This window comes from Deinococcus proteolyticus MRP, assembly GCF_000190555.1.
Lineage (GTDB): Bacteria > Deinococcota > Deinococci > Deinococcales > Deinococcaceae > Deinococcus > Deinococcus proteolyticus.
In genome coordinates, this window is record NC_015161.1 from 1,622,949 (window position 1) to 1,649,248 (window position 26,300).

The window sequence follows — 26,300 nt, forward strand, 5'->3', positions numbered from 1 at the left end:
CCTCGCCTGTTCCCTGAACACTTTTCCGTGTCCTGAACGGCCTTCCCCTGCCCCGCTATTCCTGCGGCGCGGCCTGGGCCAGCAGCGCCCGCTTCAGGGCCGGCACGCCACCGGGATACGCTTCGGCGCTGAGGCCATCGGCCTGCAAAAAGCGGGCGGCCAGCGGGGAACGCACGCCCCGTTCGCACAGCACCACGGCAGGCCCGTCGGCCGCGCTCAGGCCATGCTGGCCCTGTTCGATGGCGGCCAGAGTCACGGCCTGCACGCGGCGCCCCGGCAGCAGACGTTCCAGCGGCTCGGCAAAGCGCAGTTCCTGGGGGCGCAGGTCTATCAGGGTGGCCTCGGGGTCGGGCAGGGACATGCTTCAGAGTGTAGCCTCAGCGCTGCCCCGCAGCTTCCAGGCAGGCAATGGCACGCGCCACGCGGCGGCCTTAGGGGCCCTACATTTTCTCCGGGCGGCTTCCACTATGCTGGGTGCATGCCTATCGGAGAAATGAATCCTGCCGACGCCCACCAGCGGCTGGCCGGCAACGACTACCAGCTGATTGACGTGCGCGAGCCGGACGAGTTCGCGGATGTTCACGCCGAGGGAGCGGTGAATATTCCCCTCAGCCAGTTCGCGGAGCGCTACCACGAGATTCCCCAGGGCCCCCAGACGGTGCTGATTTGCCGCAGCGGCGCACGCTCCATGCAAGCGGCGCAGTTCCTGGCTCAGAACGGCTACGACGAAACCCGCCTGCACAACCTGACGGGCGGCACCAACGACTGGGTGGCGCAAGACCTGCCCCACCTGCGCCCCGGAAGCGGAGAATAAGGCAATGGACGACCGCACCCCCAAACCCCCGATTGACCAGATTCCGGCCAGCGCCACCGCCGGCGGCAGCCAGGCGGCTTCCCCTGCCCCGGCTGCGACCGACCCCGCCCCGGCCAACGCAGCCACGGCCAACGCAGTCACGACTGGACCGGCCAGCACTGACGCGGCGCAGGCGGCCGGCGCCGACCTGCCCACCAAAGAGCAGGTGCTCGAAGCCCTCAAAATCGTCAAGGACCCGGAAATCCCGGTCAACGTGGTGGACCTGGGCCTGATCTACGACGTAGAAATCATGCCTTCAGGGCGTGTGGAAGTCACCATGACCCTGACCAGCGTGGGCTGCCCGGTGCAGGATCTGATTCGCGCCGACGCCGAGATGGCCGTGGGCCGCCTGGACGGCGTGACCGAAGTGAGCGTCGAGTTCGTCTGGACGCCGCCCTGGACCATGGAAATGATGACCGAAGACGGCAAGCGCCAGATGCGGATGTTCGGTTTCAACGTCTGAGCCTGGCCGCAGGGACCTAGGCATAGGAAATGGAGCGAGGGCGGCCGGGAACTGAATCCCGGCCGCCCTCCTCGGTTCTGATTTTCGCGGCTCAGTCGTTGCTGCGGGCCAGACCCAGGAAGTGCAGGAACTGCGCCAGGGCCATCGCAAAGGCCAGCACGTAGGTCAGCGCGGCGGCGGTCAGCACCTTCTGGGCACCGTTGCTCTCAGCGCCACCACTCACGATGCCGTTGGAGCGCAGGTAGGCCAGGGCACGGCGGCTGGCATCGAACTCCACCGGCAGGGTAATCAGGTGGAACAGCAGCGCGCCGCCGAACAGAACCACACCCACCCAGACCAGCGGCGGAATGCTCAGGAACAGGCCGGCCAGCACCATCCACGGGGCCAGGTTGCTGCCAATGCTCAGGGGCACGGCCATCTTGCCGCGGGCCACCAGGGCCGGCATGCTGATTTTGTCCTGAATGGCGTGGCCCACCTCGTGCGCGGCCACGGCGGCACCCGCCACGCTGGGCAGGCGGAAGTTGGCTTCGCTGAGGTACACCTCGTCCTTGATGGGGTCGTAGTGGTCGCTCAGTTCACCGGGGGTCATTTTGACCGGTACGTGCTGCAAGCCGGCGTCGTCGAGCATGCGGCGGGCAATTTCGGCGCCGGTCAGGCCGGAGCTGTTCTGCACGTTCATCCACTTGCCGTACACGTTTTTCAGCCAGAACTGCACCACAAACGACAGCACCATCAAGCCCAGAATCAGGGGCATGTAGGAGCTGCCACCGCCAGTGCTATACATCATCGGGTCCATCAGTCGTTCTCCTCATTCGTAGCCGGCCGGGCTGGGCCAGCAAAATCTTCGGTCTGCGGCGGGTCAGTGTCGAACAAGCGGGTCCGCCGTATCCCCACAACCTGCAATACGTCCCATGATTGCGGATGGTTGCATTCTAGCGGCCGTATGTAAGGCCTGGGTAAAGAAAGGCCGCCCCAGGCGTGGCCGCCTGCTCAGAGCCGGCGAATGGCGGTGACCAGCAACAACATCTGCACGCCGCCCTGCTGCGCCGGGGCGAAAGCAGGCTGCACAATCAGGTCAATTCCGTCGCCTTCAAGGTAGCCGCGTGCGATGGCCAGCGCCTTGACCGCCTGATTGACCGCCTGCGGCCCTACTGCTTGGAGTTCCACCTGCGGGGTCTCGCGCAGCAGGCCGGAGACCGCACCGGCCAGCGCCTTGGGCGCGGAATGGGAAGCGACCTTAAGCTGCATCACTCCCCCACTATGCCAGCTGGGTCTGACGGATGACTCACCGGGCGGCCAGCACCTGGCTCAGGCCCTGACGGAAGCGGGCCACAGTGCCGGGCACGTCGCGCAGTTTGTCCAGGCCGAACAGCCCGGTGCGGAAGGTGGAAAAATCCTCGCCCTCGCCGCACTGCAGCGGCACGCCCGCCGCAATCTGCAGCCCGGCCTGGGCAAAGGCCCGCCCAGTGCGGATGTCCTCCCGGTCCGTGTAGCAGACCACCACGCCGGGCGCCTGGAAGCCGGGGGCCGCCACGCTGGGAAAACCGGCCTCTTCCAGCAGCTGGCGCACCTGCCGGCCCAGTTCCCACTGCGCGGCCTGGGCCCGGTCTAGCCCGAACTCCCGCATCTCGCGGACCGTGCCGCGCAGCTGGCGCAGACCGTCGGTAGGCATGGTGGCGTGATAAGCGTGCCCACCCGTCTCGTAAGCGCCCATGATGCTCAGCCACTTTTTCAGGTCCAGGCTGAAGCTGACCGATTCGGTGGCTTCCACGCGGGCGCGGGCAGCCCCGCTCAGCATCACCAGACCGGCGCACGGCGTGCTGCTCCAGCCCTTTTGCGGGGCCGAAATCAGGATGTCGATGCCCAGCTCGCGCATGTCCAGCCACACGCAGCCTGAAGCGATGGCGTCTATCACCAGCAGGCCGCCCACCTCGTGCGCGGCGCCGGCCAGCGCCCGGATATAGCTGTCCGGCAAAATCAGCCCCGCCGACGTTTCGACATGCGGCGCGAAGACCAGCGCCGGCCGCTCGCGCCGAATGGTTTCCACCGCCTCCTTGATGGGCACCGGGGCGTAGAGCTGCTGCACACCCTGTGCAACCTGAGGACGGGCCTGCAACACGGTCACGGCGGCCGGCAGGCGACTGCGCTCAAAAATCTGCGTCCAGCGGTAGCTGAACCAGCCGCTGCGAATCACCAGGCAGTGGGCGTCCTGGGCCAGCTGGGCAACCACCGCCTCCATGCCCGATGTCCCCGAGCCGGGAATGACGGCCACCGCGTCTGCGCCGTACACCGCCTTCAGGTCGGCCGACAGGTCACGCATCACGCCCTGAAACGCCTGCGACATGTGGTTGAGGGCGCGGTCGGTGTAGACCACCGAGAATTCCTGCAGGCCACCGGGGTCGGGACAGGGATGGGAAGGCGCAGGTGGTGGGTGCTGGACAGCTGACTGTTGGGGCGCTGAAGGCGTCGGTGTGGCAGGGTCAGTCATGGGGTCTCCTTCGGGCAAGAAAAGGTGGAGGGCCGGCAGCCCAGCATGGCAGCGTCGGCCGGGGTAAGCAGTGGGTGCTGGCCCAGCCGGGCGGCCTGGGCATGCTTGCCGCGTGCGCTCAGGCCGCCCGCGGCCCAGCCGGCCAGCTCGGGGTGAAAGCGCTGCAGGGCGGGGCGGGCCAGCGCCAGGTTCAGCCCGTCCCAGGCCAGCGCCGGGGCGGCGTCCAGACTGGCGGCGAACTCCAGCGCGGCCAACCAGGTGTCGAGGGCGGGTTCGTCCCACTCGGCCGCGCCGGCCAGCCGGGCACTCAGGCGGGCGGCGAGGTGGGCGCGGTTCAGCTCGGCCAGCGCTGCATCGGGCTGCCCGCAGCGCAGCTCGGTTTCGGCCAGCCCCAGCCAGGCCTGCGCCGCCTGGTAGGGGTGGGCCGCGCCGCGCACGGCCGCCTGAGCGTGAGCCCGCGCTTCCGGGCCGGGCGGGGTGCTCAGGGCCAGCGCCAGCGCCGTGTCCAGCCGCAAAGAGGTGAGGCGTTCCTCCGTGCCGGGCGGAATGTCGGCCTGCACCCTTCGCAGCAGGGTGCGGGCGTGGTGCAGGTCGGCGCAGTCGTGCGTGGCCCCGCTGAAAGGCGGGCGGTAGGGCTGCCCGACCCCCCGCGCCAGGTACACCAGTGCCAGACGGCACTCGGCGCGCAGGCGGCGGTACAGCGTCTCCGAGGGACGCTCGGAACCTGCCCGCGCGAAGACCTCCCAGGCTTGGTGCCCGGCGGCCAGGGCGCGGTCGTAGCGGCCCTGAGCCACGTACAGCGGCACCGCTTCCGAGCGGATGCGGGCCAGAGTAAAGGCGTCGGGAGCCAGCGCGGCCGCCTGGTCCAGCGCAACTTCAGCGCCGGCCAGGTCCCCCCGCCGCCGCCGCACGGTGCCCAGGCGGGCCCAGGCGCGGGCCTCCTCTTCCGGTGCGGCCTGAGACGCTCTCAGGACGTGAGCAGCCTGTGACAGGGCCATTTCCGCCTGACCCTGCTGCCCCAGACGCGACAGCGCGTCGCCCAGCTGGTAGGCAGCGCGGGCCTGCTGCAGCGGCGCGGCGTCCGGATCGGCGCGCAGCGAACGCAGCAGCGGCAGCCCCGCCGCCCAATCGCCCCGGTCCTTGCTGCACAGCGCTCGCCACAGCCGTGCCTTGACCGCCAGCGCCGCTGCGCCCCGTCCGGCCGGCGTGGCCGCCGCTCCGGCCGCGTCTCCCCCTGCCCGCGCTCCTTGCAGCGCGGCGTCGGCCTTGTCCAGATGTGAGAGCGCCAGGTCCAGCTGCCCTTCCCAGCGGGCCACCGCCGCCTGCGACAGCGCCCGCTCGGCGCAGGTCAGGGGGTCGTGGCCGGACGGCCCAGCCAGCAGCCGGGCGGCCTGCGCGTAGTGGCCGCCGTCTATCAGGGCCTCGGCGCGCTTGACGGCGGCCCAGGCGCGGGCGTCCGCGTCTGCCGAGGCGGCCAGCAGCTCCAGCGCCGCCTGCATGGCCGGATGCCCGTAGCTGCCGCGCTGGGCATACTCGGCGGCCAGCTGCCGGGCTAGCACCTCGGCCACTTCGGCGGGCACCGCTTGCGTCTGCGCGGCTTGCCAGGCCGTTTCCAGGGCCGTGCCGGTGGCAGGCAGGTCCAGCACCTCGTCCCACAGTTCGCCGCGCAGGGCATGGTGCAGGGCGCGGGCAGGGTCGCCCTGGGCCCGGGCTGCCCGCACCGCCCGCCGGGCGAAGGTGGCCTGACGCTCACGCAGCGAGTAGGCGTCTCCCTGCCGTGCCAGCAACCGCGGGGCCAGGTCGGGGCGGGTGGGCCGCACCCGGCCTTCACCGGCACCCTCCAAGAAGGCGCGTTCCAGTTCGCGGCGCTCCTCCAGCGGCCCTCCCAGCACCGCCCCGAAAAACTCCAGGTTGGCTTCAGGGTACTCGGCGGAAAAGGTCACGTCCAGCGCGGCCAGGAAATCCAGCAGCGCCGCGTCGCTGAGCGGGGGCAGGGTGTCGTCCGCTGCACTGTCGGCGCCGGGCGCCCCCACGCCGGCCAGCAGGGTCAGCAGGCTGAGCACGTCGTAGTCGCGGCCCGACTGCCGCACCACGCGCTCCACTTCCGGCGGGGGCAGGTGCGGCAGCTTGGCGCGCACGAATTTGCGGGCGTCCGCCAGCGAGGGCCGGGGCAGCGGCTGGGCTTCGCCGTACACGCCCAGGTCGGCCGGCAGGTCCTGCGCGTCGCTCAGGGCAGCCAGAATCGGCAGTCCCTGCTCGGCCAGCGGCAGCAGCAGGTGGTGCCAGGTCCAAGCCGCGGGCGAGGCCAGCGCGCCGCCCGGCAGCCGCAGCGGTTCGCCGCCCAGGGTGCCGTGCGTCCCGGCCCGCAGCAGCAGCGCCGGGGCCTCGCTGGCCGCCAGGGCCATGACCAGCTGGCGGCTCAGTTCGCGCTGAATCTCGCCGCTGACGGCGAACGGGGCACGCGGGTCCAGCCGGCCGGTCCAGTGCGGCACCAGCCCGGCGGGCAGCTCCAGCGCCGCTGCCAGCCGCTCCAGCGCCGGCGCGAATTCGCCTTCCAGCCGCAGGCGCAGGCTGCCGGGCAGGGCCTGCGCGGCGGTGTCCAGCAAGATGGTCTTGCCGGCGCCCGGCTGCGCCACCAGCAGCATGCGGGCCCGCTTGCCCCGGCGCACTTCGGCCAGAAACCGGCGGTACAGCCGGCGCTTGCCCAGGCTCAGGTGCGGCGCACTGTCGGCAGCCCGGTCCGGCGCGTCCGGCAGGGTCAGGTCCATGCCCGCCCCCCGCGCCAGGTCGTCCAGCAGCGCAGCCAGTCGGCGCTTGTCCTCGGCGGTGCCCAGGTCGCGGTAGATGATGTTGCGGACCGTGGCTCCGCGCCCGCCCCGGCGCTCTATCTCCTTTTCCAGCCAGCGCAGGCTGCCCACCTGATGCCCGCCCTCACGCTGGGCAGGCAGCGCCGCACGCAGGCGAGTCAGCGCCTCGGACCAGGACGCGGGGGCAGAGCGGGTCATGGCGGGATTGTACGCCCTGGGCGGTTTACCGGGAGGCGGAACATTTTGCAAAAAAGTACACCGCTTGCGTCCCGCCCCCGAAGCCCGCCCTGCTGCACGCCTGACAGGGTGTCAGCTCTACCGCAGCGCCGCCTACGCAGCGCCCGTTCTGCCCCCAGCGCCCCGGTGTAGGCCTGCGCCCGGTGTACTCCCAGGCCCCGAACTTACACCGCCCAGCCGCACTGGGGCGCCGGGCACACTGCGGACCTGAGAAGGACCGGGCAGCAGGGCGCCCGGGGAAAGGAGAGCAACTTGACACAGACCGCCCGCCAGGCCACCGGCCACATCCGCTTTCAGCCCCATCCGCAGGCAGAGCAGGTGCTGACCCCGCAGGCGCTGGAGTTCCTGAGCGAGCTGCACCGCCGCTTCGGCGCCCGCCGCCGCGAACTGCTGCAGGCCCGCGAGGACCGTCAGCAGCGGCTGGACGCCGGCGAACTGCCGGACTTTCTGCCGCATACCGCCGGCGTCCGCGCCGGGGACTGGCGCATTCGCCCGCTGCCTGCCGACCTGCAAGACCGCCGGGTGGAAATCACTGGCCCGGTGGACCGCAAGATGGTCATCAACGCGCTGAACAGCGGCGCGAGGGCCTTCATGGCCGACTTCGAGGACGCGAGCAGCCCCACCTGGGCCAACTGCCTGGAAGGCCAGGTCAACCTGATGGACGCCAACCGCGGCGACATCCAACTGGAGCAGGGCGGCAAGACCTACCGCCTGAACGCCACCACCGCCACCCTGATGGTGCGCCCCCGTGGGCTGCACCTGGACGAGAAGCACGCTGCTCTGGACGGCGAGCCCCTCAGCGGCAGTCTGTTCGACTTCGGGCTGTACACGCTGCACAACGCGCACGAACGTGCAGCGCAGGGCACAGGGCTGTACTTTTACCTTCCCAAGCTGGAAAGCCACCTCGAAGCGCGCTGGTGGAACGACGTGTTCACCTTCACCGAGGAGCACCTAGGCCTGGACAGCGGCACCATCCGCGCCACGGTGCTGATCGAGACCATCACCGCCGCCTTCGAGATGGACGAAATCCTCTACGAACTGCGCGGACACTCGGCCGGGCTGAACTGCGGGCGCTGGGACTACATCTTCAGCTTTATCAAGAAGTTCCGCAGCCGCAGCGACAAGATTCTGCCCGACCGCGCCGCCGTCAGCATGGCGACCCCGATGATGCAGAACTACTCCAGGCTGGCCATCCAGACCTGCCACAGGCGCGGCGCTCCAGCCATCGGGGGCATGAGTGCATTTATTCCAGTCAAGGGCGACGAGGCCAGGAATGCGGCGGCCTTTGAGCAGGTGCGCCTCGACAAGGAGCGCGAGGCGGTCAACGGCCACGACGGCACCTGGGTCGCCCACCCCGGCATGGTGGCCCTGGCAACCGAGGTCTTCGACCGGCTGATGCCCGCGCCCAACCAGATTGACTCGGACAAGCAGCGGGACCTGCATGTCACCGCCGCCGACCTGCTCACCCCGCCGCCGGGCGACATCACCGACGCAGGCGTGAACACCAACGTGGACGTGAGCCTGCAGTACATCGCCGCCTGGCTGGACGGCCGCGGCGCAGTGCCGATTCACGGCCTGATGGAAGACGCGGCCACCGCCGAAATCAGCCGGGCGCAGCTGTGGCAGTGGCGCCGCCACGGCCAGCAGACCACCGAGGGCACGCCGGTCACGGCTGAGCACCTCGGAGACCTGATAGACGCGCACACCCGCCGCCTGAGCGCCGAGCAGCCGGAGCGCGCCGGCCGGCTGGCCGAAGCCGCCGAGCTGCTGCGGGAGCTGGTGCTTCAAGAGCACTTCGGGGACTTCCTGACCCTGCCCGGCTACCGGCGCCTGGCCTGACCACCTCTTTCGTCCCACCCGCCTTGCCAGCCCCTCCCTCTCTACCCCATCACCCCGGAAACCCCGAAAAGGAGCCCCGACATGACCCAGAACAAGTTCACCACGACCGCCGCCGACCTGCAGCAGGAATGGGCCACCGCCGACCGCTGGCAGGGCATCCAGCGCAACTACTCCGCCGAGGACGTGGTGCGGCTGCGCGGCAGCCTGCCTATCGAGCATTCGCTGGCCCGCAGCGGCGCAGAGAAGCTGTGGCAGGGCATGCACACCGAGCCCTTTATCAACGCGCTGGGCGCCCTGACCGGCAACCAGGCCATGCAGCAGGTCAAAGCGGGCCTCAAGGCCATCTATCTCTCGGGCTGGCAGGTGGCCGGCGACGCCAACAACGCCGGGCAGATGTACCCCGACCAGAGCCTCTACCCCGCCAGCTCGGTGCCGGACGTGGTCAGGCGCATCAACAACACCTTGCGCCGCGCCGACCAGATTCAGACCAGCGAGGGCCAGGGCGACACCGACTACTTTGTGCCCATCGTGGCCGACGCTGAGGCAGGCTTCGGTGGCCCCCTGAACGCCTTCGAGCTGATGAAGGCCATGATTGAAGCGGGCGCCGCCGGCGTTCACTTCGAAGACCAGCTCGCTTCCGAGAAGAAGTGCGGTCACCTGGGCGGCAAGGTGCTGGTGCCCACCTCTCAATTCATCCGCACCCTGAACGCCGCCCGCCTGGCCGCTGACGTAAGCGGCGTGCCCACCGTGCTGATTGCCCGCACCGACGCCGACGCCGCCAATCTGCTGACCAGCGACATCGACGAGAACGACCGGCCCTTTTGCACCGGCGAGCGCACCCCGGAAGGCTTCTTCTACGTGAACCCCGGCATCGAGCAGGCCATCAGCCGCGCCCTGGCCTACGCACCCTACGCCGACGTCATCTGGTGCGAAACCAGCACCCCCAACCTGGAAGACGCCAAGCGGTTTGCCGAGGCCGTCCACGCGCAGTTCCCCGGCAAGCTGCTGGCCTACAACTGCTCGCCTTCGTTCAACTGGAAAAAGAACCTGGACGACGAGACCATCGCCAAGTTCCAGGTCGAACTGGGCCGGATGGGCTACAAGTTCCAGTTCATCACCCTGGCCGGCTTCCACGCGCTGAATTACTCCATGTTCGACCTGGCCCACGGCTACGCCCGCAAGCAGATGAGCGCCTTCGTGGAACTGCAGGAAAAGGAGTTCGCTTCCGCCGACCGTGGCTTTACCGCCGTGCGCCACCAGCGCGAAGTGGGCACCGGCTACTTCGACCTGGTCTCCCAGGCCGCCGGCGGCGGTCAGAGCAGCACCACCGCCCTGGCCGGCAGCACCGAAGCCGAGCAGTTCGGCAGCCATGACCGGGAACTGGCAGGGGCGCACGACTGAAACCGGCCGGGGGGTTCAACCGCCGACTTCCAGCGGTGAACCCGCCCAGCAGAGGTCACAGAACATACGCGCCGCACGCCACTACCCAGCATTCTGCGACAAGCGCTTTTCGCCCCATGCCGCGCAGCAAGGCAGGCTCCGGCGCCCACCACTTTCCATAAAAAAGGCCCCCGTCCAAGGGGGCTTTTTCTGCGGCATACCCCGCCCTGTTCCGTGGGCCGTTACAAGACAGGTGTTTAGAATTCTCTGCTCAGGCCGAACATGCGCTAAGCTAAATGCACCCCAAAACTAGCAAAAAGGAGGTCGGCATGACCCATTCCCAACAGGGCGGCATCGAGCACATCATGGCTACGGAGGCCCGCATCCCGGTTCCCGAAGCCTTCGCGCAGCAGGCCAACGTGACTGCGGAGCAGTACCGCGAGTGGTACCGCGAATCGGTGGAGAGCCCGGACACCTTCTGGGACGCCCGCGCACGGGACTTTCACTGGTTTACGCCCTATACGCAGGTGCTGGACTGGCAGCCCCCCTTTGCCCGCTGGTTTGTAGGCGGCGAAACCAACCTGTCCTACAACGCGCTGGACCGGCATGTGGAGGCCGGGCGCGGGGACAAGCGGGCACTGGTCTGGGAAGGTGAAGGCGGCGACGTGCGCGAGTACTCCTACGCGCAGCTGCTTGAGGAGGTGGCCCGCACGGCCGCCGCGCTGACCCGGCTAGGCGTGAAAAAAGGTGACCGGGTCACCATCTACCTGCCCATGATTCCCGAAGCCACCATCAGCATGCTGGCCTGCGCCCGCATCGGGGCGCCGCACTCGGTGGTGTTCGGCGGCTTTGCGGCCGGCGCGGTTGCCGATCGCCTGATGGCCTCGGGCAGCGAGTTCGTGATTACGGCCGACGGAGGGTGGCGCAAGGGTGAGCTGGTGCCGCTCAAGCCCGCAGTGGACGAAGCCGCGCGGCTGGCTGCGGCCCAGGGTCAGCCGGTACGCGGGGTGCTGGTGGTGCAGCACGCCGGACAAAACATTCCCATGCAGCCGGGCCGCGACCACTGGTGGCACGAGGCACGCGGGGAGGACACCCAGGAAGCCGTTCCCGTGGACAGCGAACATCCACTGTTCTTGCTGTACACCTCCGGCAGCACCGGCAAACCCAAGGGCATCCTGCACACCACGGGCGGCTACATGGTGAACGTGGCGCTGACCACCCACGCCATCTTCGACCTCAAGGACAGCGACCTGTTCTGGTGCACGGCCGACGTGGGCTGGATTACCGGGCACAGCTACTCCACCTACGGGCCGCTGCTGCTGGGCCAGAGCATCTTCATGTACGAGGGCGCCCACAACCACCCCGACTGGGGCCGCTTCTGGGACATGGTGGAGCGCCACCGCATCACCGTGCTGTACACCGCGCCCACCGCCATCCGCTCGTTCATGCGCCACGGCGACGAAACGCCCGCGCAGTACGACCTGAGCAGCCTGCGCTTGCTGGGCAGCGTGGGCGAACCGATCAACCCGCAGGCCTGGCACTGGTACCGCCGGGTCATCGGCGGGGACCGCTGCCCGGTGGTGGACACCTGGTGGCAGACCGAAACCGGGGCCGTCATGCTGACCACGCTGCCGGGCGTTCACGCCGCGGAACCGGGCACAGCCGGAGTGCCCATGTTCGGTATTGTCCCGGCCATCCTGAACCAGCAGGGCGAGGAGCTGCCGGCAGACGAGGGCGGCTTCCTGACCATCCGTCAGCCCTGGCCCTCCATGCTGCGGACCGTATACGGCGACGACGAGCGCTTTCGCCGCAGCTACTACGGCGAAATTGAGGGCGTGTACTTCGCCGGCGACGGGGCCCGCCGCTCCGAAGACGGCTATGTGACCGTGCTAGGCCGGGTGGACGACGTGCTGAACGTATCCGGCCACCGCCTCAGCACCGCCGAAGTGGAGTCGGCCCTGGTGGCACACCCGCAGGTGGCCGAAGCTGCCGTGGTAGGCCGGCCCGACGAGATGAAGGGCGAGAGCATCTTTGCCTTTGTGCTGCCGCAGGAGGGCGAAACCCCCGACGCTGCCGAGCTGCGCGCCTATGTCAGCCGGCAGCTGGGCAAGGTGGCCCGCCCCGACCACATCGTGGTGGCCCCGGCCCTGCCCAAGACCCGCAGCGGCAAGATCATGCGCCGCTTCCTGCGCCAGATTGCGGCTGGCAGGACCATTGAGGGCGACACCTCCACCCTGGACGACCCCGGCGTGCTAAAGCGGCTGGCCGAGACGCCGGTGCAGTGAACCTGAGCCCCCCCACCCGAGAGGGGGCTTTTCACGCCTTCAGTGCAGGGCCACCCACAGCTCCTGTGGTCCCCGCAGCACGTAATTCTGCTTGTAAGGCGGGCGGGGGTCGGTCACGCGCAGCTCCGGAAAGCGTCCGGCCAGCGCGGCGAAGGTTTCCGTGATTTCCAGCCGGGCCAGGCTGGCCCCCAGGCAGTAGTGCGGCCCGGCCGCAAAGGCAAGGTGGCGGGCGGCGTTGGGGCGGGTCCAGTCCAACCGGTCCGGGTCTGCGAACACCTGCGGGTCACGGCCAGCGGCGCCCAGCAGCAGCTGCACCTGACTGCCGGCAGGCAGGGTGGTCTCGCCCAGTTGCAGCGGCGCCGCCAGACTCCGCCCATCGAACTGCACCGGCGACACGAAGCGCAGCAGTTCGTCGGCCACGCCCGGCTGGCGGGGGTCAGCCACCAGCGCAGCCCAGGCGTCCGGCTGGGCGTGCAGCGCCAGCAGGCCGCCCGGAATCAGGTTGGAGGTGGTTTCATGCCCCGCCGTCAGCAGCAGCACGGCATTGGACAGCAGTTCCTCGCTGCTGAGGCGCTCCCCTCCGTCCTCGGCGGCGGCCAGGGCCGACAGCAGCCCCGGCTGGGGCCGCGCACGCAGCTCGGCGGCCAGGTCGCGGAAATAACCGCGCATCTCGCGGGCGTCGGCGTCGATGCGGGCCAGCAGGGCCGGCGAACGGTCGGCGCCGCCCAATAGTTCGGCCACGCTGTCCGACCAGCCCAAGAAGCGTTCCTCATCTGCGCCGCTCAGCCCCAGCATCCGCATAATCACCCGGCCCGGCAGCGGGCCCGACAGCCCCGACACCAGGTTCACCGGCCCCGGCTGGCATGCCAGGTCGGCCAGCAGCTCTTGCAGCAGCTCCCGCACCAGCCCCCGCTGCTCCTCGACCACACGCGGCGTAAACGCTTTTTGAACCAGGCCGCGCAGCCGGGCATGTTCCGCGCCGTTCTGAAACAGCATCATGTGCTGCAGCAGCTGCGCCCCGTCGCTGTGGCTGACTCCCCACTCCGACGAGCGGGCGTGCGGTGAGCGCAGCACCGTGTCCACCGCCGCATGTGACACGGCCAGGTTCAGCCCCAGTTCGGGCACACGCAGCAGGCCGCTCTGATCAGCAAAGCCGTGCAGCCGCCGGTAAAGCGGATACGGGTCGGCCAGTGCCGCGCCGCTCCAGAGGGTCTGCACGGTAGCCAGCAGGCGGTGGTCGGTCATGCCGGCAGCATGGCACGTGAGCGGGTGAGCAAAAGGCTGCCTCGCCTCCATGCACCCCGTCTTCTGGATCAATGGCCTCTTCGGTGTGGGCAAGACGCAGGCCGCCTACGCTCTGGCCCAGCGCCTGCCGGGTTCGTTCGTGTGCGAACCCGAGCAACTGGGCTTTGCAGTGCGGCGCATGACCCCGCCCCAGCTGCGCGGTGACTTTCAGGACGTTCCCCTGTGGCGTTCCGGCACCCGTGAACTGCTGACCCGCTGCGCCCTACACGGCAGCAGCCCGGTGAACGTCCCTATGACCCTGGTCAACCCGGCCTACTTCGCGGAGACCATGGGGGAGCTGCGGCAAAGTGGCATAGAGGTTCGGCACGCGGCCCTGCTGGCCTCGCCGGAAACCTTGCGGCGGCGACTGCGCTCACGCGGTGAAGGTTCAGGCAGCTGGGGAGCCAGGCAAATGGAGCGCTGTCTGGCTGGATTGCTGGCCCTAGACCCTGCTGATCACCTCCACACGGACGGGCTGACCCACACGGCTGTTGTAGAGGCCATAGCGGAGCATTTTGGCCTGACGCTGCAACCGGACACAAGTTCGGCTCTCCAGAGGCGCTAGCACAGGCTGAGGGTGGGCCTCCGCAGCATTCGCAGGGATTAGGTCGTTCTCAATGGCGCGCTAGCAGCAGCCCCCGCCCGGCTCACAGGTGTCAGCATTCATCACCATCAGCTCACCGCCGGCTGTCACCAAGCCTGCAGGTAGGCCGCACACGTCGCCTGCCTTGCACTGCACGCCCGGCAGACTCAGGTGCACGGTCAGCCGCTCGCCGCTCAGCTCCAGCCGCTCCACACCGTAGCGCACAGCGGGGCGGGCCAGGTCGCCATACTCAAAGCGCACCGGAGCCGAGGTGTCCAGCGTGATTTTACCGGCCACCCGGTCATAAATCGCCAGCGCCTTGCGGGTGGTCATGAATCCGCGCTCCGCTTCTTCGGGCGTGCCGTCCATCACCTGAAAGACGGTCTCGCGCCAGCGGTCCACCCGCCCGCCGCAGTCCACCGCCTCGGTGCTGACGGCACTGATTTCGGTGAGGTGATAGCCCGCCGGTACCAGCCGCTCGCCATGCAGCCAGAATTCCAGCGGGCGCTGCGGCTGCACGCGCAGGGCGTCCAAAAATTCGGCGGTGCTGAGGCTCTGAACAGAAGCCGGGAAGCTGGAGGCTGGTTGAGTCATAGGTTTATCTTAGATTGATAGATAGAGATGTGTCAATGAGTTTTCGGAATCTCTCTGTTCTTGTCTGTTCGGGCACGCTCACAGGTCGCCTTGACCCCTGCCCGTCTGCCGCGCCACAATGGCCGCAGGCAGTGAACCGAAGGAGTACCGCGGGAGTGCCACCTAAGAGCGAGTCTGAGACGGTGTGAGTCAGGCAGAGGGTTAGGGCACGCGGGAAGGGCAGCGGGGAGCCGGTAAAAACGCAAAAAAAGTGCCAGCGAGTGTCTGGAACTGGGGTGGAACCGCGCATGTGTCCCGTGCGTCCCCGGATGAGTGAGCCTTTCCCAGGCGACTCGTCCGGGACAATGTTTTGGCCTGAGAGCCCAGAACTTTTAGGGCGCTCAGCCCACACCCCAAAGGAGCCACACCATGCCCGCACAAACGATGGAAGAACTGGTCAGCCTGTGCAAACGCCGGGGCTTTATTTTTCAGAGCTCCGAGATTTACGGCGGCCTGCAAGGCTTTTACGATTACGGCCCTCTGGGCGTAGAACTCAAGAACAATATCAAGAACGCTTGGTGGCGTGCCAATGTCCACGAGCGCGACGACATGGAAGGCCTGGACGCCTCCATCATCATGCACCGGCTGGCGCTGCGCCACTCGGGCCACGAAGCCACCTTCAACGACCCCATGGTGGACAACAAGAAGACCAAGAAGCGCTACCGCCTGGACCACCTGATCAAGGACCAGAAGGCGGACGTGCTGGCCAAAGTCGCCGCCGGGGTGAACGAAGCTCCCGAGAACATCGCCGCCGTGTCGGCGCGGCTGATGGAAAACCCCGCCCGCGCCGCCGAGTTGCTGGTGGAAGCCGGCGTCCGCGACGCCTTTAGCGGCGAAGTGGGCGAGTGGACCGAACCCAGACCGTTCAACATGATGTTCAAGACCTCCATCGGTCCGGTGGCCGACGAGGATTCCTTCGGCTACCTGCGCCCCGAGACTGCCCAGGGCATCTTCGTGAACTTCAAGAACGTGGTGGACTCCACCAGCCGCCGCCTTCCCTTTGGCATTGCCCAAATCGGCAAAGCGTTCCGCAACGAAATCACGCCCCGCAACTTCGTGTTCCGCGTGCGCGAGATGGAGCAGATGGAAATCGAGTTCTTCTGCACTCCCGGCACCGACGAGGAGTGGCACGCGCACTGGCTGGAAAAGCGCCTGACCTGGTGGGAAGAGCAGGGCGTACCCCGCGAGAAAATCATCGTGGAGGACGTGCCCAAGGACGACCTGGCCCACTACTCCAAGCGCACCTACGACCTGATGTACGACTTCCCCACCCTCGGCCACGACGAGATTGAGGGCATCGCCAACCGCACCGACTTCGACCTGGGCTCCCACACCAAGGGCCAGGAGGAACTGGGCCTGACCGCCCAGGTGATGGAAAACAGCGACTCGGTCGCCAAGCTCACCATCCCCCACCCTGAGACCAACAAGCCGGTGGTGCCGTTCGTGATCGAGCCCTCGGCGGGGGTGGACCGCGCCCTGCTGGCCGTGCTGAGCGAGGCCTACTGCAAAGAAACGCTGGAGAACGGCAACGAGCGCACCGTGCTCAAGCTCAAGCCCCACTTGGCTCCCATCAAGGTGGCCGTGATTCCGCTGGCTCGCAACAAACCCGAACTGGTGGACCTGGCCCGCCGCATCAAGGCCGACCTGCAAAAATTGGGCCTGGGCCGCATCCTGCTGGAAGACAGCGGCAACATCGGCAAGGCGTACCGCCGCCACGACGAGGTGGGTACGCCCTACTGCGTGACCGTGGACTTCGACACGGCGGGCCTGGGCGAAAACGTGGACGCCGCCCTGAAAGGCACCGTGACCGTCCGCAACCGTGACACGCTAGAGCAGGAGCGGGTGGCGATTGCAGACTTGGCAGCGTGGCTTCAGGCCAAATTGCGCTGAACGGTTGTCCGCCGCTTACCCTTACCCTGGCTGGCCCACAGTCCCCGCAGGACGCGGGGGCTTGTCGGCCGCCCTGGCAGGCGGCTTTCTTCGGTGCTCTACTCTGGCCGCATGTCGCGCACGCTCCATCTCGTCCGCCACGCCAAGCCTGCACTTGACCCGGCCAGGCCCAGTCATGAGTGGCACTTGGCTCCCGGTGCACTGGACGGCTTGCCCGCGCTGCTGGAGACTCTGTCTCCCCGCCCAGAAGTGGTCGTTTGCAGTACAGAACCCAAAGCGCAGGCCACTGCAGAGGCACTGGCAGCTGCGCTGGGGGTTTCTTGCTGCACCATGCTGGGCCTCCATGAGCAGCTGCGTTACACGGTGCCTCTTTACTCGCACCCCAGCGACTTTCAGGCTGCAATGCGCCGATTCTTCCAGTGCCCCGCCGAGGTCGTCTCCGGTGAGGAAAGCGCGAACATCGCCCGTGAACGCTTTACGGCAGCCCTGCATGCGGTGATGGCCGTTCACCTGCAAAGCTCCGTGGCTGTGGTCACGCACGGCACGGTGCGCAGCCTCTATGTCGCCCACGCCAACACCGGTCTGGATGCTTACACGCTGTGGCAGCAGCAACAGCTGCTGGACACCCTGAGTGTAGAGTGGCCGGGCGGCCGGCTTCTCGGCCTGAAGCGCTGGACGCCCGGCCTGCTCAGCCCCACGCCATAGAAAAACTGGCAGTGCCCGCAGGCAATGCCAGTTCAGTTCGGAAAGAAGCTGGAATCAGCCGACCTGACGGCCGCCGTGCTTCTGGGCAGCAGCCATCACAGCAGCTGCGTCCACGTTGTCATCCACAGCCACGGCGCGGCCACCGCCCTGGTAGGTTTCGCTCAGGGTGCTGTAGTGGGTATCGTGGGTGTCGTAGGTGTCGTAGTAAGCGGCGTCGTCGGCTTCGCGGGCAGCTTCACCAGCTGCGCCCACAGCGGCGCCCACGCCACTGCCCAGCAGGGTCAGACCGATCAGGGGAGCAGCCAGGCCGCCGGTAGCAACCGTAGCAGCGGTCGCGCCGGCCAGAGCGGCGCCGGCCAGGCCAGCAGCCGCACCGGTCGCAGCGCCCACAGCGGTGCCCTTCAGGGCTTCGTCGCCCACGCTGCTGCCGTCACGGTCGGCGTCGTAGGTGCCGCTGACGTAGTGGTCAGTGGTGTACTGGGTGCCGGTGCTGCGGCCAGCGAAGCCCTCGGTCTGGCCCTGGGTGTAGGCGTGCTGACGGGTGTCTTCACGCACCAGGCCCTGGGTCTTCAGTTCGTTGGCGAAAGCGTCGGCCTGCTGCACGGTAGGAAATACAAAGTGTTTCATGGGTCCCAGTCTGAACAGGCCCTGACCGCCATCCATGAGAACTGACACAATGTAACTTGGGTCAAGCTTGGGCGCCGGTTTAGAGGTTTTCCCGGTCAGGGTTCAGTAAGTCAGCTGCGTACTTGCTGTTCAGGTACTCCCGCTGGACAGCGGCCTCGTGGGCCTGCTCCTGCACCGCCTGGGCAGTCACCTGCCGCATCCGGTTTTCTATCAGGGCCAGTAACCGGCTCAGTTCGGCCGGGTCGCCTCCGCTGCGGCCGTGCAGCTCCAGCAGCGCGGGCAAGTCCTGTAGGGCCGCCTGCTGCACTTCGTAGCGTTCGCGGCCAGGCATGTCGGCGTCCACTGCCCCGAGGGCCTCGTCGGTGGCCGTGATGGCAGCCCGCAGCGCTGGGCGCACCTCGGCCGGCAGCTGGGTCCCGAAGCGGTTCCACAGCCGCGCCAGTTCACGCCGGGCCGTCTGGTGCTGCACCTGTTCCTGCACCAGCCCCACTTCCTCCTGCACGCGCCGGAACTGGCGCCGTCCCTGCTGCACGCCCCGGCGCGCGGTCCGCACACCCAGATAGGTCACGCCGCCCCCGGCCAGCAACAGCAGCGCCAGCAGGACGCTCCCCAGCACAGCGTGCCCAGTGACGAAGGCCACTACGGCAAAGACAAGCAGCAGGGCGAGCGTCGCCATGCCCCCCAGCCCAGCCAGCGCCAGGCCGAACAGACGCTGCCACAGTGGGACACGGGCGCGCGGCTCGCCTGCACCGGGCACCGCAGACGGAGCGGAGACCGCCGGTTCCGGGGCCATCGGCTGCAAGCGGGGCTCCGCAGACTCGGTGGTCTGCGGCGGGGTTTTCCGGTCGGAACGGAAACGCGTCACGTTCCAGATGATAGGCCGGCGGCGCCGCCACAAAAGAAAGCAGACCACCCGTAATGGGCGGCCTGCCAGCACGTCTGTGGTCTAGAGCCCTGCACAATGGCTCAGAGCCGGACCTTCACACCCACCTTGGCCTTGAAGGCGGTGCCGGGCTGGTTAATGATGTCTTCCTGGGTCGCGTAGGCCGCGTCGCCGGGGCGACTGGTTTCGCTGCGGCCGCTGCTGTCGGTATAGGTGATGTTGCCGCCGAAGTACTGGTCCACGCCCATATCGCCCACCAGGCTGACATTGCTGGCAACCGGGTAGGCCACTTGCAGACCTGCACCCACGCCGAACGCGTTGGTGGAATAGGTGGACTTGTTGTTGCCTCCGTCGGTCACGCTGGCCTTAAAGGAGCTGTAGCGGCCCCCGGCGTACAGGGTGGTGTCGGCCCCCGGAGCCACCTGGCCCAGGCGGTAGGTGCCGTCCAGTCCCACAACGACCTGCTGGCCGGATTCGGTGTAGCCGGCCTGAGCAAAGTCGAACAGGCCCTGAGTCACGGCCTTGTCGTTCACGGCGTCACTGATTTTGGTCAGGCTGCCGCTCAGCTTGACGCCCACAGGGCCAGCCACTGCGGGCACGTGCACGAAGGCTTCGGCGCCCGTTCCTCCGGCAAATCCACCGGTCAGGCCCAGTTCCACACCGCTCTGCCCCACCTGAGTTCCGCGCTGGGCACCGGCCACGCTCAAGCTTGCCAGGACCATTACCGTCAGCATCTTTTTCATGCCGCCAGTCTACCCCCATCCACGTGACGCATTTCTGAAGCTGACGTCAGCCTCAGGTCAGCCGGGAGCCGAGCAGCCGGGCCTGAGGAAGCGAGCACCCGGACGGCCACGTCCAGCTGAGCACGGGGTCAAAGCAGGAAAGGGGCCAAAGCAGGAAATCTGTTAAACTCCATAAAATTGAACTCGGTTCAAGTTTACGGTCATGGCGTTTCTCGGCTTGCGGCAGGGGTCCAGTGTCTCTGGCGCAGGGTCAGCGGGAACAGCCTGCCTTAGACTGAGACAGCCGGAATCAATCGCACCTGGGCCGCACTCCCTACGCAGCCCAGCCCACTTTCCAGGAGGACACCCTATGAAGATTCTGACTCTGATTCGCCAGGTTCCCGATGCCGAAGCCCGCGTGAAAGCGGCCGGCGGCCAGATGGACCTGAGCGGCACCACCATGGTGATTGACGGTATGGACGAGTACGGCGTGGAAGAAGCCCTGCAGCTGCGCGAGGGCGGCGCCGATGTGGAAGAGATCATCGGCTTGGCGGTCGGCCCTGCCCAGACCGAAGATGCCGTGCGCACTGCGCTGGCAATGGGCATTGACCGCGCCATTCACGTAGAGACCGACGGCTACCTGGACCCCATCGCCGTGAGCAAAATCGTGGCGACCGTGGCGCAGGAAGAGGGCGTGAGCCTGATTCTGGCCGGTGGGCAGCAGGCGGACTGGGACAGCCAGGCCCTGGGCGCCGCCACCGCCGAGCGCCTGGGCTGGCCCCAGGCCACCTGGACCAACGACCTGGCCCTCAGCGGCAACACCCTGAGCGGCAAGCATGACGTGGACAGCGGCAGCGAGAACTTCCAGATGGACCTGCCCGCCGTGGTCACCACCCAGCAGGGCCTGAACGAGCCGCGCTACCCCACGCTGCCCAACATCATGAAGGCCAAGAAAAAGGAGCTGCGCAAAGACGACCTGAGCCGCTTCGGCGCCGAGAAAAAAGTGCAGCTGGTGAGCAGCGAGATTCAGACCCGTAGCCGCAAGAACCAGATGATTGACGGCAAGGACCCCCAGGCCGCCGCGCAGGAACTGCTGAACCTGCTGCGCAGCGAAGCCAAAATCCTGAACTGAACCCGAGAAAGATTGGGGGCGTCACTGCCCCGCTTCCCCTTCGCCCTTTAAGGAGTGCCCTGATGATTCTGATTATTGCCGAACACAAGGACGGCCAGCTGTCCAAGTCCACTGCCGAAATGATTCAGGCCGCCCGCGCCTCGGGCCAGAGCGGTCCCGTGACCGTGCTGGTGCTGGGCAGCGGCGTCAACGAAGTAGCCAACCAGGCGGCGCAGTTCGCCGACCAGGTCCTGGTGGCCGACCGCCCCGAGTTGAGCGTGTACAACGCCGAAACCTGGACCGCCGCTGCCGCGCAGATTGCCCAGCAGGGTCAGGCCAACACCGTCATGATCGGCGGCAGCCGCTCGGGCCGTGAGTACGCCCCCCGCGTCGCTGTGCGCCTGGACGCTCCCTACCTGGAAGACGCCATCGCCCTGCAAGCGGCAGACGGCGGCCTGCAAAGCCAGCGCTACTCGTACCTGGCCCGCGTGACCGAAACGCAGCAGGCCAGCGCCCCCACCGTGGTGGTCACGGTCAAGCCCGGCGCCTTCAGCCCGGCGGCCCCCACCGGCCAGGTGGCCGAGCAGTACGACGTGGAACTGGAACTGCCTCAGCCCCGCCTGCAGGTGACCGGCAAAAACGAGGAGAAGCTGGACCGCGTATCACTCAGCGAAGCCGACGTGATTGTGACCGGCGGCCGTGGCGTGGGCAGCGCCGAGAACTTCAGCACCCTGGTCGAAGGCCTGGCCGACGCCCTCGGTGCCGGCGTGGGTGCCACCCGCGCTGTGGTGGACGCCGGCTGGCGCCCCTACGGTGAGCAGGTCGGCCAGACCGGCAAGACCGTGCAGCCGGGTGCCTACATCGCCCTGGGTGTCAGCGGCGCCGTGCAGCACCTGTCGGGCATGGGCAAGAGCAAGTACATCGTGGCAATCAACAAGGACGCCGACGCCCCCATCTTCAAGGTGGCCGACTACGGCATCGTGGGCGACGTCAACGAGATTGTCCCTGCCCTGATTAACGCCAGCCGCTGATGCCTGCGGGCCTGCCGAGGTGGGCCGGAGCCGCAGCACTGGCTGCACTGAGCAGTTCCCTGAGCGCCTGCGTGCCGGCTGTGCAGCCGCAGGCGCCTTCTCCCGCTTTACTCTCCCGCGCCGGCGCAGCCACGGCCCTGGTCAAGACCCTGGGCTGGGGCACCCCCGAAGCCTTCGCGGCAGCCCGGCCGGCGCTGGAACCGCTGTGGCCCGAGCTGGACTGGGCCGGCAACGGATGCAGTGCCCCCACAGGACTGGGGCTGGGGTACCGTGCCAAGTTCACGCCGGCCTGCACCGTTCACGACTTCGCCTATCACAATTTGCGGGTGCTGGAGCCGACAGCCGACAACCGCCGAGCCAGCGACGAAGCTTTTCGCCGGAACCTGTGGGCGGTCTGTGAACGCGAGGCGGCGGCGGCGCAGCCTGGCTGCTTCTCGGCAGCGGTAGCCTACTACGCGGCAGTGCGGCTCAGCGGAAGCAGGCGCTTTGCGCCGAACACCTAGCGCAGTTTGCAGTTCTCTGCTGCACAGCTTCGCAGGCCCGCATGGAGTGCTGCAGGATTCCAGTTCCGCATCACTCCATGTTCCGTCTGGCCCCGTGTGCTGCACTTTCTGTGCTTTCTGTACTCTCTGTGCTCACAGCACGCGTGGGCGCCGTTGCCTACGCTTCAGCGCGCCTGACGCTCCGCCGCCCAGCGCGGCTCGGCCCGCACCCGCGCCCAGGCCCGCTCGAACGCCGGGTGGGGCCGGGCGTCGGCCAGCAGTTCGGCCAGGCCAGCGGTCAGAGGCAGCCGGCGCAGGTGCAGGCTGGACTGAAAACCTCCGCCAGACCACTCCGCCCGGGCATGAATCACACCGCCCTCGCCCGCTTCCAGCAGGAAACGGGTCCCGGCTCCGCTCAGTTCGACGCCGCACAGGTCGCCGTTCTCACGGCCACAGTCGTCAGATTCGACCGTCACGGTACCCAGTCCGGGCCAGCCCAGGGTATCGGCCACCCAGGCGCCATACAGCTGGGCAGGCAGCGGATTCTGCCCAGCGTAAGTAAGCCGCAGTTCGCTCAGGCCGGGCAGTTGCCGGGCCGCTTCGGGGCGGTCGAACAGCTGCGCCAGTGCCTCGCGCCAGCCGCTTAGGCGGGGCCAGCCCAGGTCGGCCAGCGCGTAGTGGCGTCCAGGGCTGATATCCAGGGTCAGCGAATCACAAATGACCTTATCGGCCAGCTCGGTCAGTTCGGTCAGCAGGGGGCCACCGGGCCGGCGCTCGGCCGCCCACCAGATGTAGTTGAGCGTGGCCGGGCGCAGCAGCGGCAGGATGGCTCCGCGCAGCTGCTCCTCGCCGGCACTCAGCACCAGCCGCTCCACGTACCGCCCTCCTTCCTGCGGCACCAGACTCACCGTCACCTGCACCTCGTCCGCATCGTCACCGTCCAGCACCCCGATAATCTGCCGTCCAGCGTAGCGCCCTTGCAGTCCGGCCAGCGCCCCCTCTACTTTTTTCAGGTGGGCACGCTCGGTCAGGGCCACCAGGTTGCCGGTAGCGGCGCGGGTCTGCACACCCAGGCTGTCCCACAGCTCACCAATCGCCTGTTCGGCCCCGCGCACGGTGCTTAGGCGCGGCTTCAGACCTGCGGGGGCTGCGGCGCGGCCCAGCCCGGGCGGGGTCACAGCCGCCTCCAGCGCCGGCCTTCACCCATCAGGCGGTCGGCGTCGTCGGGTCCCCAGGTGCCGCTGGTGTACAGCTGCGGGCGGCCCTGGCCTTCCCAGGTGTCAATCAGGCCCTGCACGATACGCCACGACTCCATCACCTCTTCCGCGCGGGGAAACAGCGAGGCGTCGCCGGTCAGGGCGTCCAGCAGCAGGCGCGAGTAGGGGCTTTCCAGCGGCGCTCCGAACGCGTCGTAGCGGAAATCCATCACCACTTCGCGCAGGTCCATCTCCTGCCCCGGCATCTTGGAACTGATTTTGAGGCTGACCCCTTCATCCGGCTGAATGCGGAAGGCCAGCACGTTGCGCTCCACATTGGGAAAGATGCTCAGCGGCGGGCGCTTGAACACCACCGCGATTTCGGTAACTTTTTTGGGCAGGCGCTTGCCAGTCCGCAGGAAAAAGGGCACGCCCTGCCAGCGCCAGTTGTCCACTTCCAGGCGCACGGCCACGTAGGTCGCAGTGCGCGAGTCGGGGTCCACACCGTTCTCGTCCTTGTAAGCGGCCAGGCGCTCGCCGTACAGCGTGCCGGCCGCGTACTGCCCGCGCACCGCCACCTCGTCCACCGTTTCCGGGGTGATGCGGCGGGTGGCCTGCAGCACTTTGGCCTTTTCATCACGCAAGGCGTCCGGCGAGCCGGGAGCGGGCGGCTCCATCGCGGTCAGGGCCAGCAGCTGGAGCAGGTGGTTTTGCAGCATGTCGCGCACGGCGCCGGCTTCCTCGTAGTAGCCGGCGCGGCCCTCCAGGCCCAGGTCCTCGGACGCCGTAATCTGCACATGGTCAATCAGGTTGCGGTTCCAGAGCGGCTCGAAAATGGCGTTGCCGAAGCGGATGGCCAGCAGGTTCTGCACCGTCTCCTTGCCCAGGTAGTGGTCGATGCGGTAAATCTGCGACTCGTCCCAGTGTCGGGTCAGCCGCGCCTGCAGATCGCGGGCCGATTCCAGGTCGCGCCCAAACGGCTTTTCGATCACCAGCCGGCGCCAGCCCTCGTCCTGGCGGTGCAGGCCCTGGGCCGCCAGCCCGTCGCTGACGGTGATAAACAGGCTGGGCGGCAGCGACAGGTAGAACAGGGCGTTGGAAGTTTCGTGCTCGCTGCAGAGCGCAGCAATCTGCCCATACACCTCCGGCCCGGCCAGGTCGCCGGCACAGTAGGCCAGTGTCTCCAGAAACGCCCCCAGGCTCGCTTCGTCAATCTCGTCGGTCTCGCTGCTCTCACGCAGGGCCTGCTCCACGAAGCTCTGGAATTCGCCTGCCAGCATCTCCTGGCGGCCCACGCCCAGAATCTGCACCGCGCTGCTCAGCAGGCCGTCTTGAAACAGCCCGAAGATGGCCGGCAGCAGCTTGCGCCGCGCCAGGTCGCCGGACACTCCAAAAATGACCAGGGTGGCCGGCTCGGGAGCACTCTGGCGGCGCATCACCTCACGGAAAGGGTTGCTGGCCGGGCCATCTGCCGGGGAACGTTCCGCCACACCGGCGTCGGTCCTCTCCGCAGCTGGAATCTGCGGGCCCTTCGCACCCGTGACCTTTTCGGGCTTGCGGCCGCTGGCCTTCTCACGCGACTTCCGGCCTGCCGCTTGACCGTCCGCCTCCTTCCCGGCAGTTGCCTTTTTGGTGGTTGCCTTTTTGGCTGGAGCTGTGGCAGAGGGACTGGCCGCTCCGGCTTCCGAAGACGACTTCTTGCCTTTTCCAGCGCTCATTCGCTGTCCTTGACCCGCTGCTGGCCGGTTTCACCCAGCTGCTCGGCGGCGCTGGTGTCGGCGGGGTTGATGTCGGGAATCAGGCCCTCTTCGCGGTGGGCTTCCACCGTTTTGATGGCGTGGCCGCCAAAAGCACGGCGCATGACGCTCAGCATCTGGCCGGCGTAGCTCAGTTCCTGCTGGCTGCGGAAGCGCATCTGGGTGGCCAGGGTAATCACGGGGGTGGGCACGCCCTGCTCAGTAGAATCGATGATGGTCCAGCGGCCCTCACCGGAATCGGCCACGTAGTCGCTCACGCCGCTCAGCTCCGTGTCCGACTGCAGGGCTTCGGCGGTCAGGTCCAGCAGCCAGGAGCGAATCACGCTGCCATGCCGCCACAGCTCGGCAATCTGGGCCATATCCAGGGCGAACTCGGTCTTGGCCTTCATCAGCTCGAAGCCCTCGGCGTAGGCCTGCATCATGCCGTACTCGATGCCGTTGTGGACCATCTTCACGTAGTGCCCCGAGCCGCTCGGCCCCATGCGGCCCCAGCCCCGGTCGGCAGCGGGCGCCAGGGTTTCCAGCAGCGGGCGCAGGCGCTCTACCGCCGCCTCATCGCCGCCCACCATCATGGCGTACCCTTCCTGCAGACCCCACACTCCGCCGGACGTGCCCACGTCCACATAGTGAATGCCCCGCGCACGCAGTTCCTCGGCGCGGCGCATGGTGTCCTTGAAGTTGGAATTGCCGCCGTCGATGATGATGTCGCCGGGGGCCATCTGCGAAGCCAGGTCCTCCAGCACGCTCTGGGTGACAGGCCCGGCCGGCACCATCATCCACACGGCGCGGGTGCCGGGTTCGCCCAGCCGGGCCAGCAGATCAGCAGTGCTGTCTGCGCCTTCCATACCCTGCGCGGCCAGGTCCGCCACCACGCCGGCGTCCCGGTCCAGACCCACGATGCGGTGCCCGCCCAGCAGCAGGCGGCGCACCATGTTGCCGCCCATCTTGCCCAGGCCAATCATACCCATCGCTGCGGTGTTCGTCGTTGCTGTCATGGAGGCATGATACGCGCCACACGTCAGGCCGGGGAGCGGCCGCTTTGGC

General features: G+C 67.8%; 24 protein-coding genes. 11 read left to right on the forward strand and 13 right to left on the reverse strand.

Annotated features, from left to right (window positions below; translation table 11 throughout):
• Nucleotides 1-55: 55 nt before the first annotated feature.
• On the reverse strand, nt 56-361 hold the full coding sequence (locus DEIPR_RS07720; protein WP_013615267.1) for a rhodanese-like domain-containing protein: 306 nt from the start codon (nt 359-361) through the stop codon (nt 56-58).
• Between the two features lie 117 nt (nt 362-478).
• On the opposite strand from DEIPR_RS07720, the gene DEIPR_RS07725 reads away from it, so the two are divergent.
• Nucleotides 479-814, forward strand: a complete 336-nt coding sequence (locus DEIPR_RS07725; RefSeq protein ID WP_013615268.1) for a rhodanese-like domain-containing protein — start codon at nt 479-481, stop codon at nt 812-814.
• A 187-nt stretch (nt 815-1,001) separates the two neighbouring features.
• A complete protein-coding gene (locus tag DEIPR_RS13945) occupies nt 1,002-1,316 on the forward strand; it encodes a metal-sulfur cluster assembly factor (RefSeq protein ID WP_041222757.1) in 315 nt (104 codons plus the stop codon).
• Between the two features lie 91 nt (nt 1,317-1,407).
• On the opposite strand, the gene DEIPR_RS07735 is transcribed toward DEIPR_RS13945, so the two are convergent.
• From DEIPR_RS07735 to DEIPR_RS07750, 4 genes are all read right to left on the reverse strand, one after another.
• The gene (locus DEIPR_RS07735) at nt 1,408-2,112 is read right to left on the reverse strand and encodes a zinc metallopeptidase (protein WP_013615270.1); all 705 of its coding nucleotides are present in this window, start codon (nt 2,110-2,112) and stop codon (nt 1,408-1,410) included.
• 194 nt (nt 2,113-2,306) lie between these two features.
• Entirely contained in the window at nt 2,307-2,564 is a 258-nt protein-coding gene (locus DEIPR_RS07740) for a stage V sporulation protein S (RefSeq protein ID WP_013615271.1), read from the reverse strand.
• Between the two features lie 37 nt (nt 2,565-2,601).
• Nucleotides 2,602-3,804, reverse strand: coding sequence for an aminotransferase class V-fold PLP-dependent enzyme (locus tag DEIPR_RS07745; protein WP_013615272.1), 1,203 nt, complete (start codon nt 3,802-3,804; stop codon nt 2,602-2,604).
• Nucleotides 3,801-6,809 carry a hypothetical protein gene (locus tag DEIPR_RS07750; RefSeq protein WP_013615273.1) on the reverse strand — a complete coding sequence of 1,003 codons (3,009 nt, stop codon included), beginning with the start codon at nt 6,807-6,809 and terminating at the stop codon, nt 3,801-3,803. The genes DEIPR_RS07745 and DEIPR_RS07750 overlap by 4 nt, the downstream gene beginning before the upstream one ends.
• A 291-nt stretch (nt 6,810-7,100) precedes the next feature.
• Here DEIPR_RS07750 and aceB point away from each other — a divergent pair, with 291 nt between their 5' ends.
• From aceB to acs, 3 genes are all read left to right on the forward strand, one after another.
• A complete protein-coding gene (gene aceB, locus DEIPR_RS07755; RefSeq protein WP_013615274.1) occupies nt 7,101-8,687 on the forward strand; it encodes a malate synthase A in 1,587 nt (528 codons plus the stop codon).
• Between the two features lie 81 nt (nt 8,688-8,768).
• The gene (gene aceA, locus DEIPR_RS07760; RefSeq protein WP_013615275.1) at nt 8,769-10,088 is read left to right on the forward strand and encodes an isocitrate lyase; all 1,320 of its coding nucleotides are present in this window, start codon (nt 8,769-8,771) and stop codon (nt 10,086-10,088) included.
• Between the two features lie 308 nt (nt 10,089-10,396).
• Entirely contained in the window at nt 10,397-12,352 is a 1,956-nt protein-coding gene (gene acs / locus DEIPR_RS07765; RefSeq protein WP_013615276.1) for an acetate--CoA ligase, read from the forward strand.
• Between the two features lie 39 nt (nt 12,353-12,391).
• On the opposite strand, the gene DEIPR_RS07770 is transcribed toward acs, so the two are convergent.
• Nucleotides 12,392-13,597, reverse strand: a complete 1,206-nt coding sequence (locus DEIPR_RS07770; RefSeq protein ID WP_013615277.1) for a cytochrome P450 — start codon at nt 13,595-13,597, stop codon at nt 12,392-12,394.
• A gap of 49 nt (nt 13,598-13,646) precedes the next feature.
• Here DEIPR_RS07770 and DEIPR_RS07775 point away from each other — a divergent pair, with 49 nt between their 5' ends.
• A complete protein-coding gene (locus DEIPR_RS07775; RefSeq protein ID WP_013615278.1) occupies nt 13,647-14,201 on the forward strand; it encodes an AAA family ATPase in 555 nt (184 codons plus the stop codon).
• A 60-nt stretch (nt 14,202-14,261) separates the two neighbouring features.
• Here DEIPR_RS07775 and DEIPR_RS07780 read toward each other — a convergent pair whose 3' ends face one another.
• The gene (locus tag DEIPR_RS07780) at nt 14,262-14,813 is read right to left on the reverse strand and encodes a DUF6428 family protein (protein ID WP_013615279.1); all 552 of its coding nucleotides are present in this window, start codon (nt 14,811-14,813) and stop codon (nt 14,262-14,264) included.
• 408 nt (nt 14,814-15,221) lie between these two features.
• Here DEIPR_RS07780 and DEIPR_RS07785 point away from each other — a divergent pair, with 408 nt between their 5' ends.
• The gene (locus DEIPR_RS07785) at nt 15,222-16,742 is read left to right on the forward strand and encodes a glycine--tRNA ligase (RefSeq protein WP_013615280.1); all 1,521 of its coding nucleotides are present in this window, start codon (nt 15,222-15,224) and stop codon (nt 16,740-16,742) included.
• A 111-nt stretch (nt 16,743-16,853) separates the two neighbouring features.
• The gene (locus DEIPR_RS07790) at nt 16,854-17,447 is read left to right on the forward strand and encodes a histidine phosphatase family protein (protein WP_148231811.1); all 594 of its coding nucleotides are present in this window, start codon (nt 16,854-16,856) and stop codon (nt 17,445-17,447) included.
• Between the two features lie 54 nt (nt 17,448-17,501).
• On the opposite strand, the gene DEIPR_RS07795 is transcribed toward DEIPR_RS07790, so the two are convergent.
• The 3 genes from DEIPR_RS07795 to DEIPR_RS07805 form a co-directional block, all read right to left on the reverse strand.
• Nucleotides 17,502-18,074 carry a hypothetical protein gene (locus DEIPR_RS07795; RefSeq protein ID WP_041222007.1) on the reverse strand — a complete coding sequence of 191 codons (573 nt, stop codon included), beginning with the start codon at nt 18,072-18,074 and terminating at the stop codon, nt 17,502-17,504.
• Nucleotides 18,075-18,153: 79 nt separating this feature from the next.
• Nucleotides 18,154-18,939, reverse strand: a complete 786-nt coding sequence (locus DEIPR_RS07800; RefSeq protein ID WP_013615283.1) for a hypothetical protein — start codon at nt 18,937-18,939, stop codon at nt 18,154-18,156.
• 101 nt (nt 18,940-19,040) lie between these two features.
• Complete coding sequence (locus DEIPR_RS07805) at nt 19,041-19,700, reverse strand: hypothetical protein (RefSeq protein ID WP_013615284.1); 660 nt, start codon at nt 19,698-19,700, stop codon at nt 19,041-19,043.
• A 349-nt stretch (nt 19,701-20,049) separates the two neighbouring features.
• Here DEIPR_RS07805 and DEIPR_RS07810 point away from each other — a divergent pair, with 349 nt between their 5' ends.
• The 3 genes from DEIPR_RS07810 to DEIPR_RS07820 all read left to right on the forward strand — a co-directional run bounded on the left by DEIPR_RS07810 (nt 20,050) and on the right by DEIPR_RS07820 (nt 22,324).
• Nucleotides 20,050-20,811 carry an electron transfer flavoprotein subunit beta/FixA family protein gene (locus DEIPR_RS07810; protein ID WP_013615285.1) on the forward strand — a complete coding sequence of 254 codons (762 nt, stop codon included), beginning with the start codon at nt 20,050-20,052 and terminating at the stop codon, nt 20,809-20,811.
• Nucleotides 20,812-20,873: 62 nt separating this feature from the next.
• Nucleotides 20,874-21,821 (forward strand): electron transfer flavoprotein subunit alpha/FixB family protein, encoded by a 948-nt coding sequence (locus DEIPR_RS07815; protein ID WP_013615286.1) that lies wholly within the window; start codon nt 20,874-20,876, stop codon nt 21,819-21,821.
• On the forward strand, nt 21,821-22,324 hold the full coding sequence (locus DEIPR_RS07820) for a phospholipase A2 (RefSeq protein ID WP_013615287.1): 504 nt from the start codon (nt 21,821-21,823) through the stop codon (nt 22,322-22,324). The genes DEIPR_RS07815 and DEIPR_RS07820 overlap by 1 nt, the downstream gene beginning before the upstream one ends.
• Before the next feature lie 164 nt (nt 22,325-22,488).
• Here DEIPR_RS07820 and DEIPR_RS07825 read toward each other — a convergent pair whose 3' ends face one another.
• Genes DEIPR_RS07825 through gnd form a run of 3 tightly spaced genes read right to left on the reverse strand, consistent with a single transcriptional unit; the run spans nt 22,489 to nt 26,251 of the window.
• The gene (locus DEIPR_RS07825; RefSeq protein WP_013615288.1) at nt 22,489-23,481 is read right to left on the reverse strand and encodes a glucose-6-phosphate dehydrogenase assembly protein OpcA; all 993 of its coding nucleotides are present in this window, start codon (nt 23,479-23,481) and stop codon (nt 22,489-22,491) included.
• Nucleotides 23,478-25,217 carry a glucose-6-phosphate dehydrogenase gene (gene zwf, locus DEIPR_RS07830; protein ID WP_013615289.1) on the reverse strand — a complete coding sequence of 580 codons (1,740 nt, stop codon included), beginning with the start codon at nt 25,215-25,217 and terminating at the stop codon, nt 23,478-23,480. The genes DEIPR_RS07825 and zwf overlap by 4 nt, the downstream gene beginning before the upstream one ends.
• Nucleotides 25,214-26,251: a phosphogluconate dehydrogenase (NAD(+)-dependent, decarboxylating) gene (gnd, locus tag DEIPR_RS07835; RefSeq protein WP_245532690.1), complete on the reverse strand. Its 1,038-nt coding sequence runs from the start codon at nt 26,249-26,251 to the stop codon at nt 25,214-25,216. Before gnd ends, zwf begins: the two co-directional genes overlap by 4 nt.
• Between the last annotated feature and the right edge of the window lie 49 nt (nt 26,252-26,300).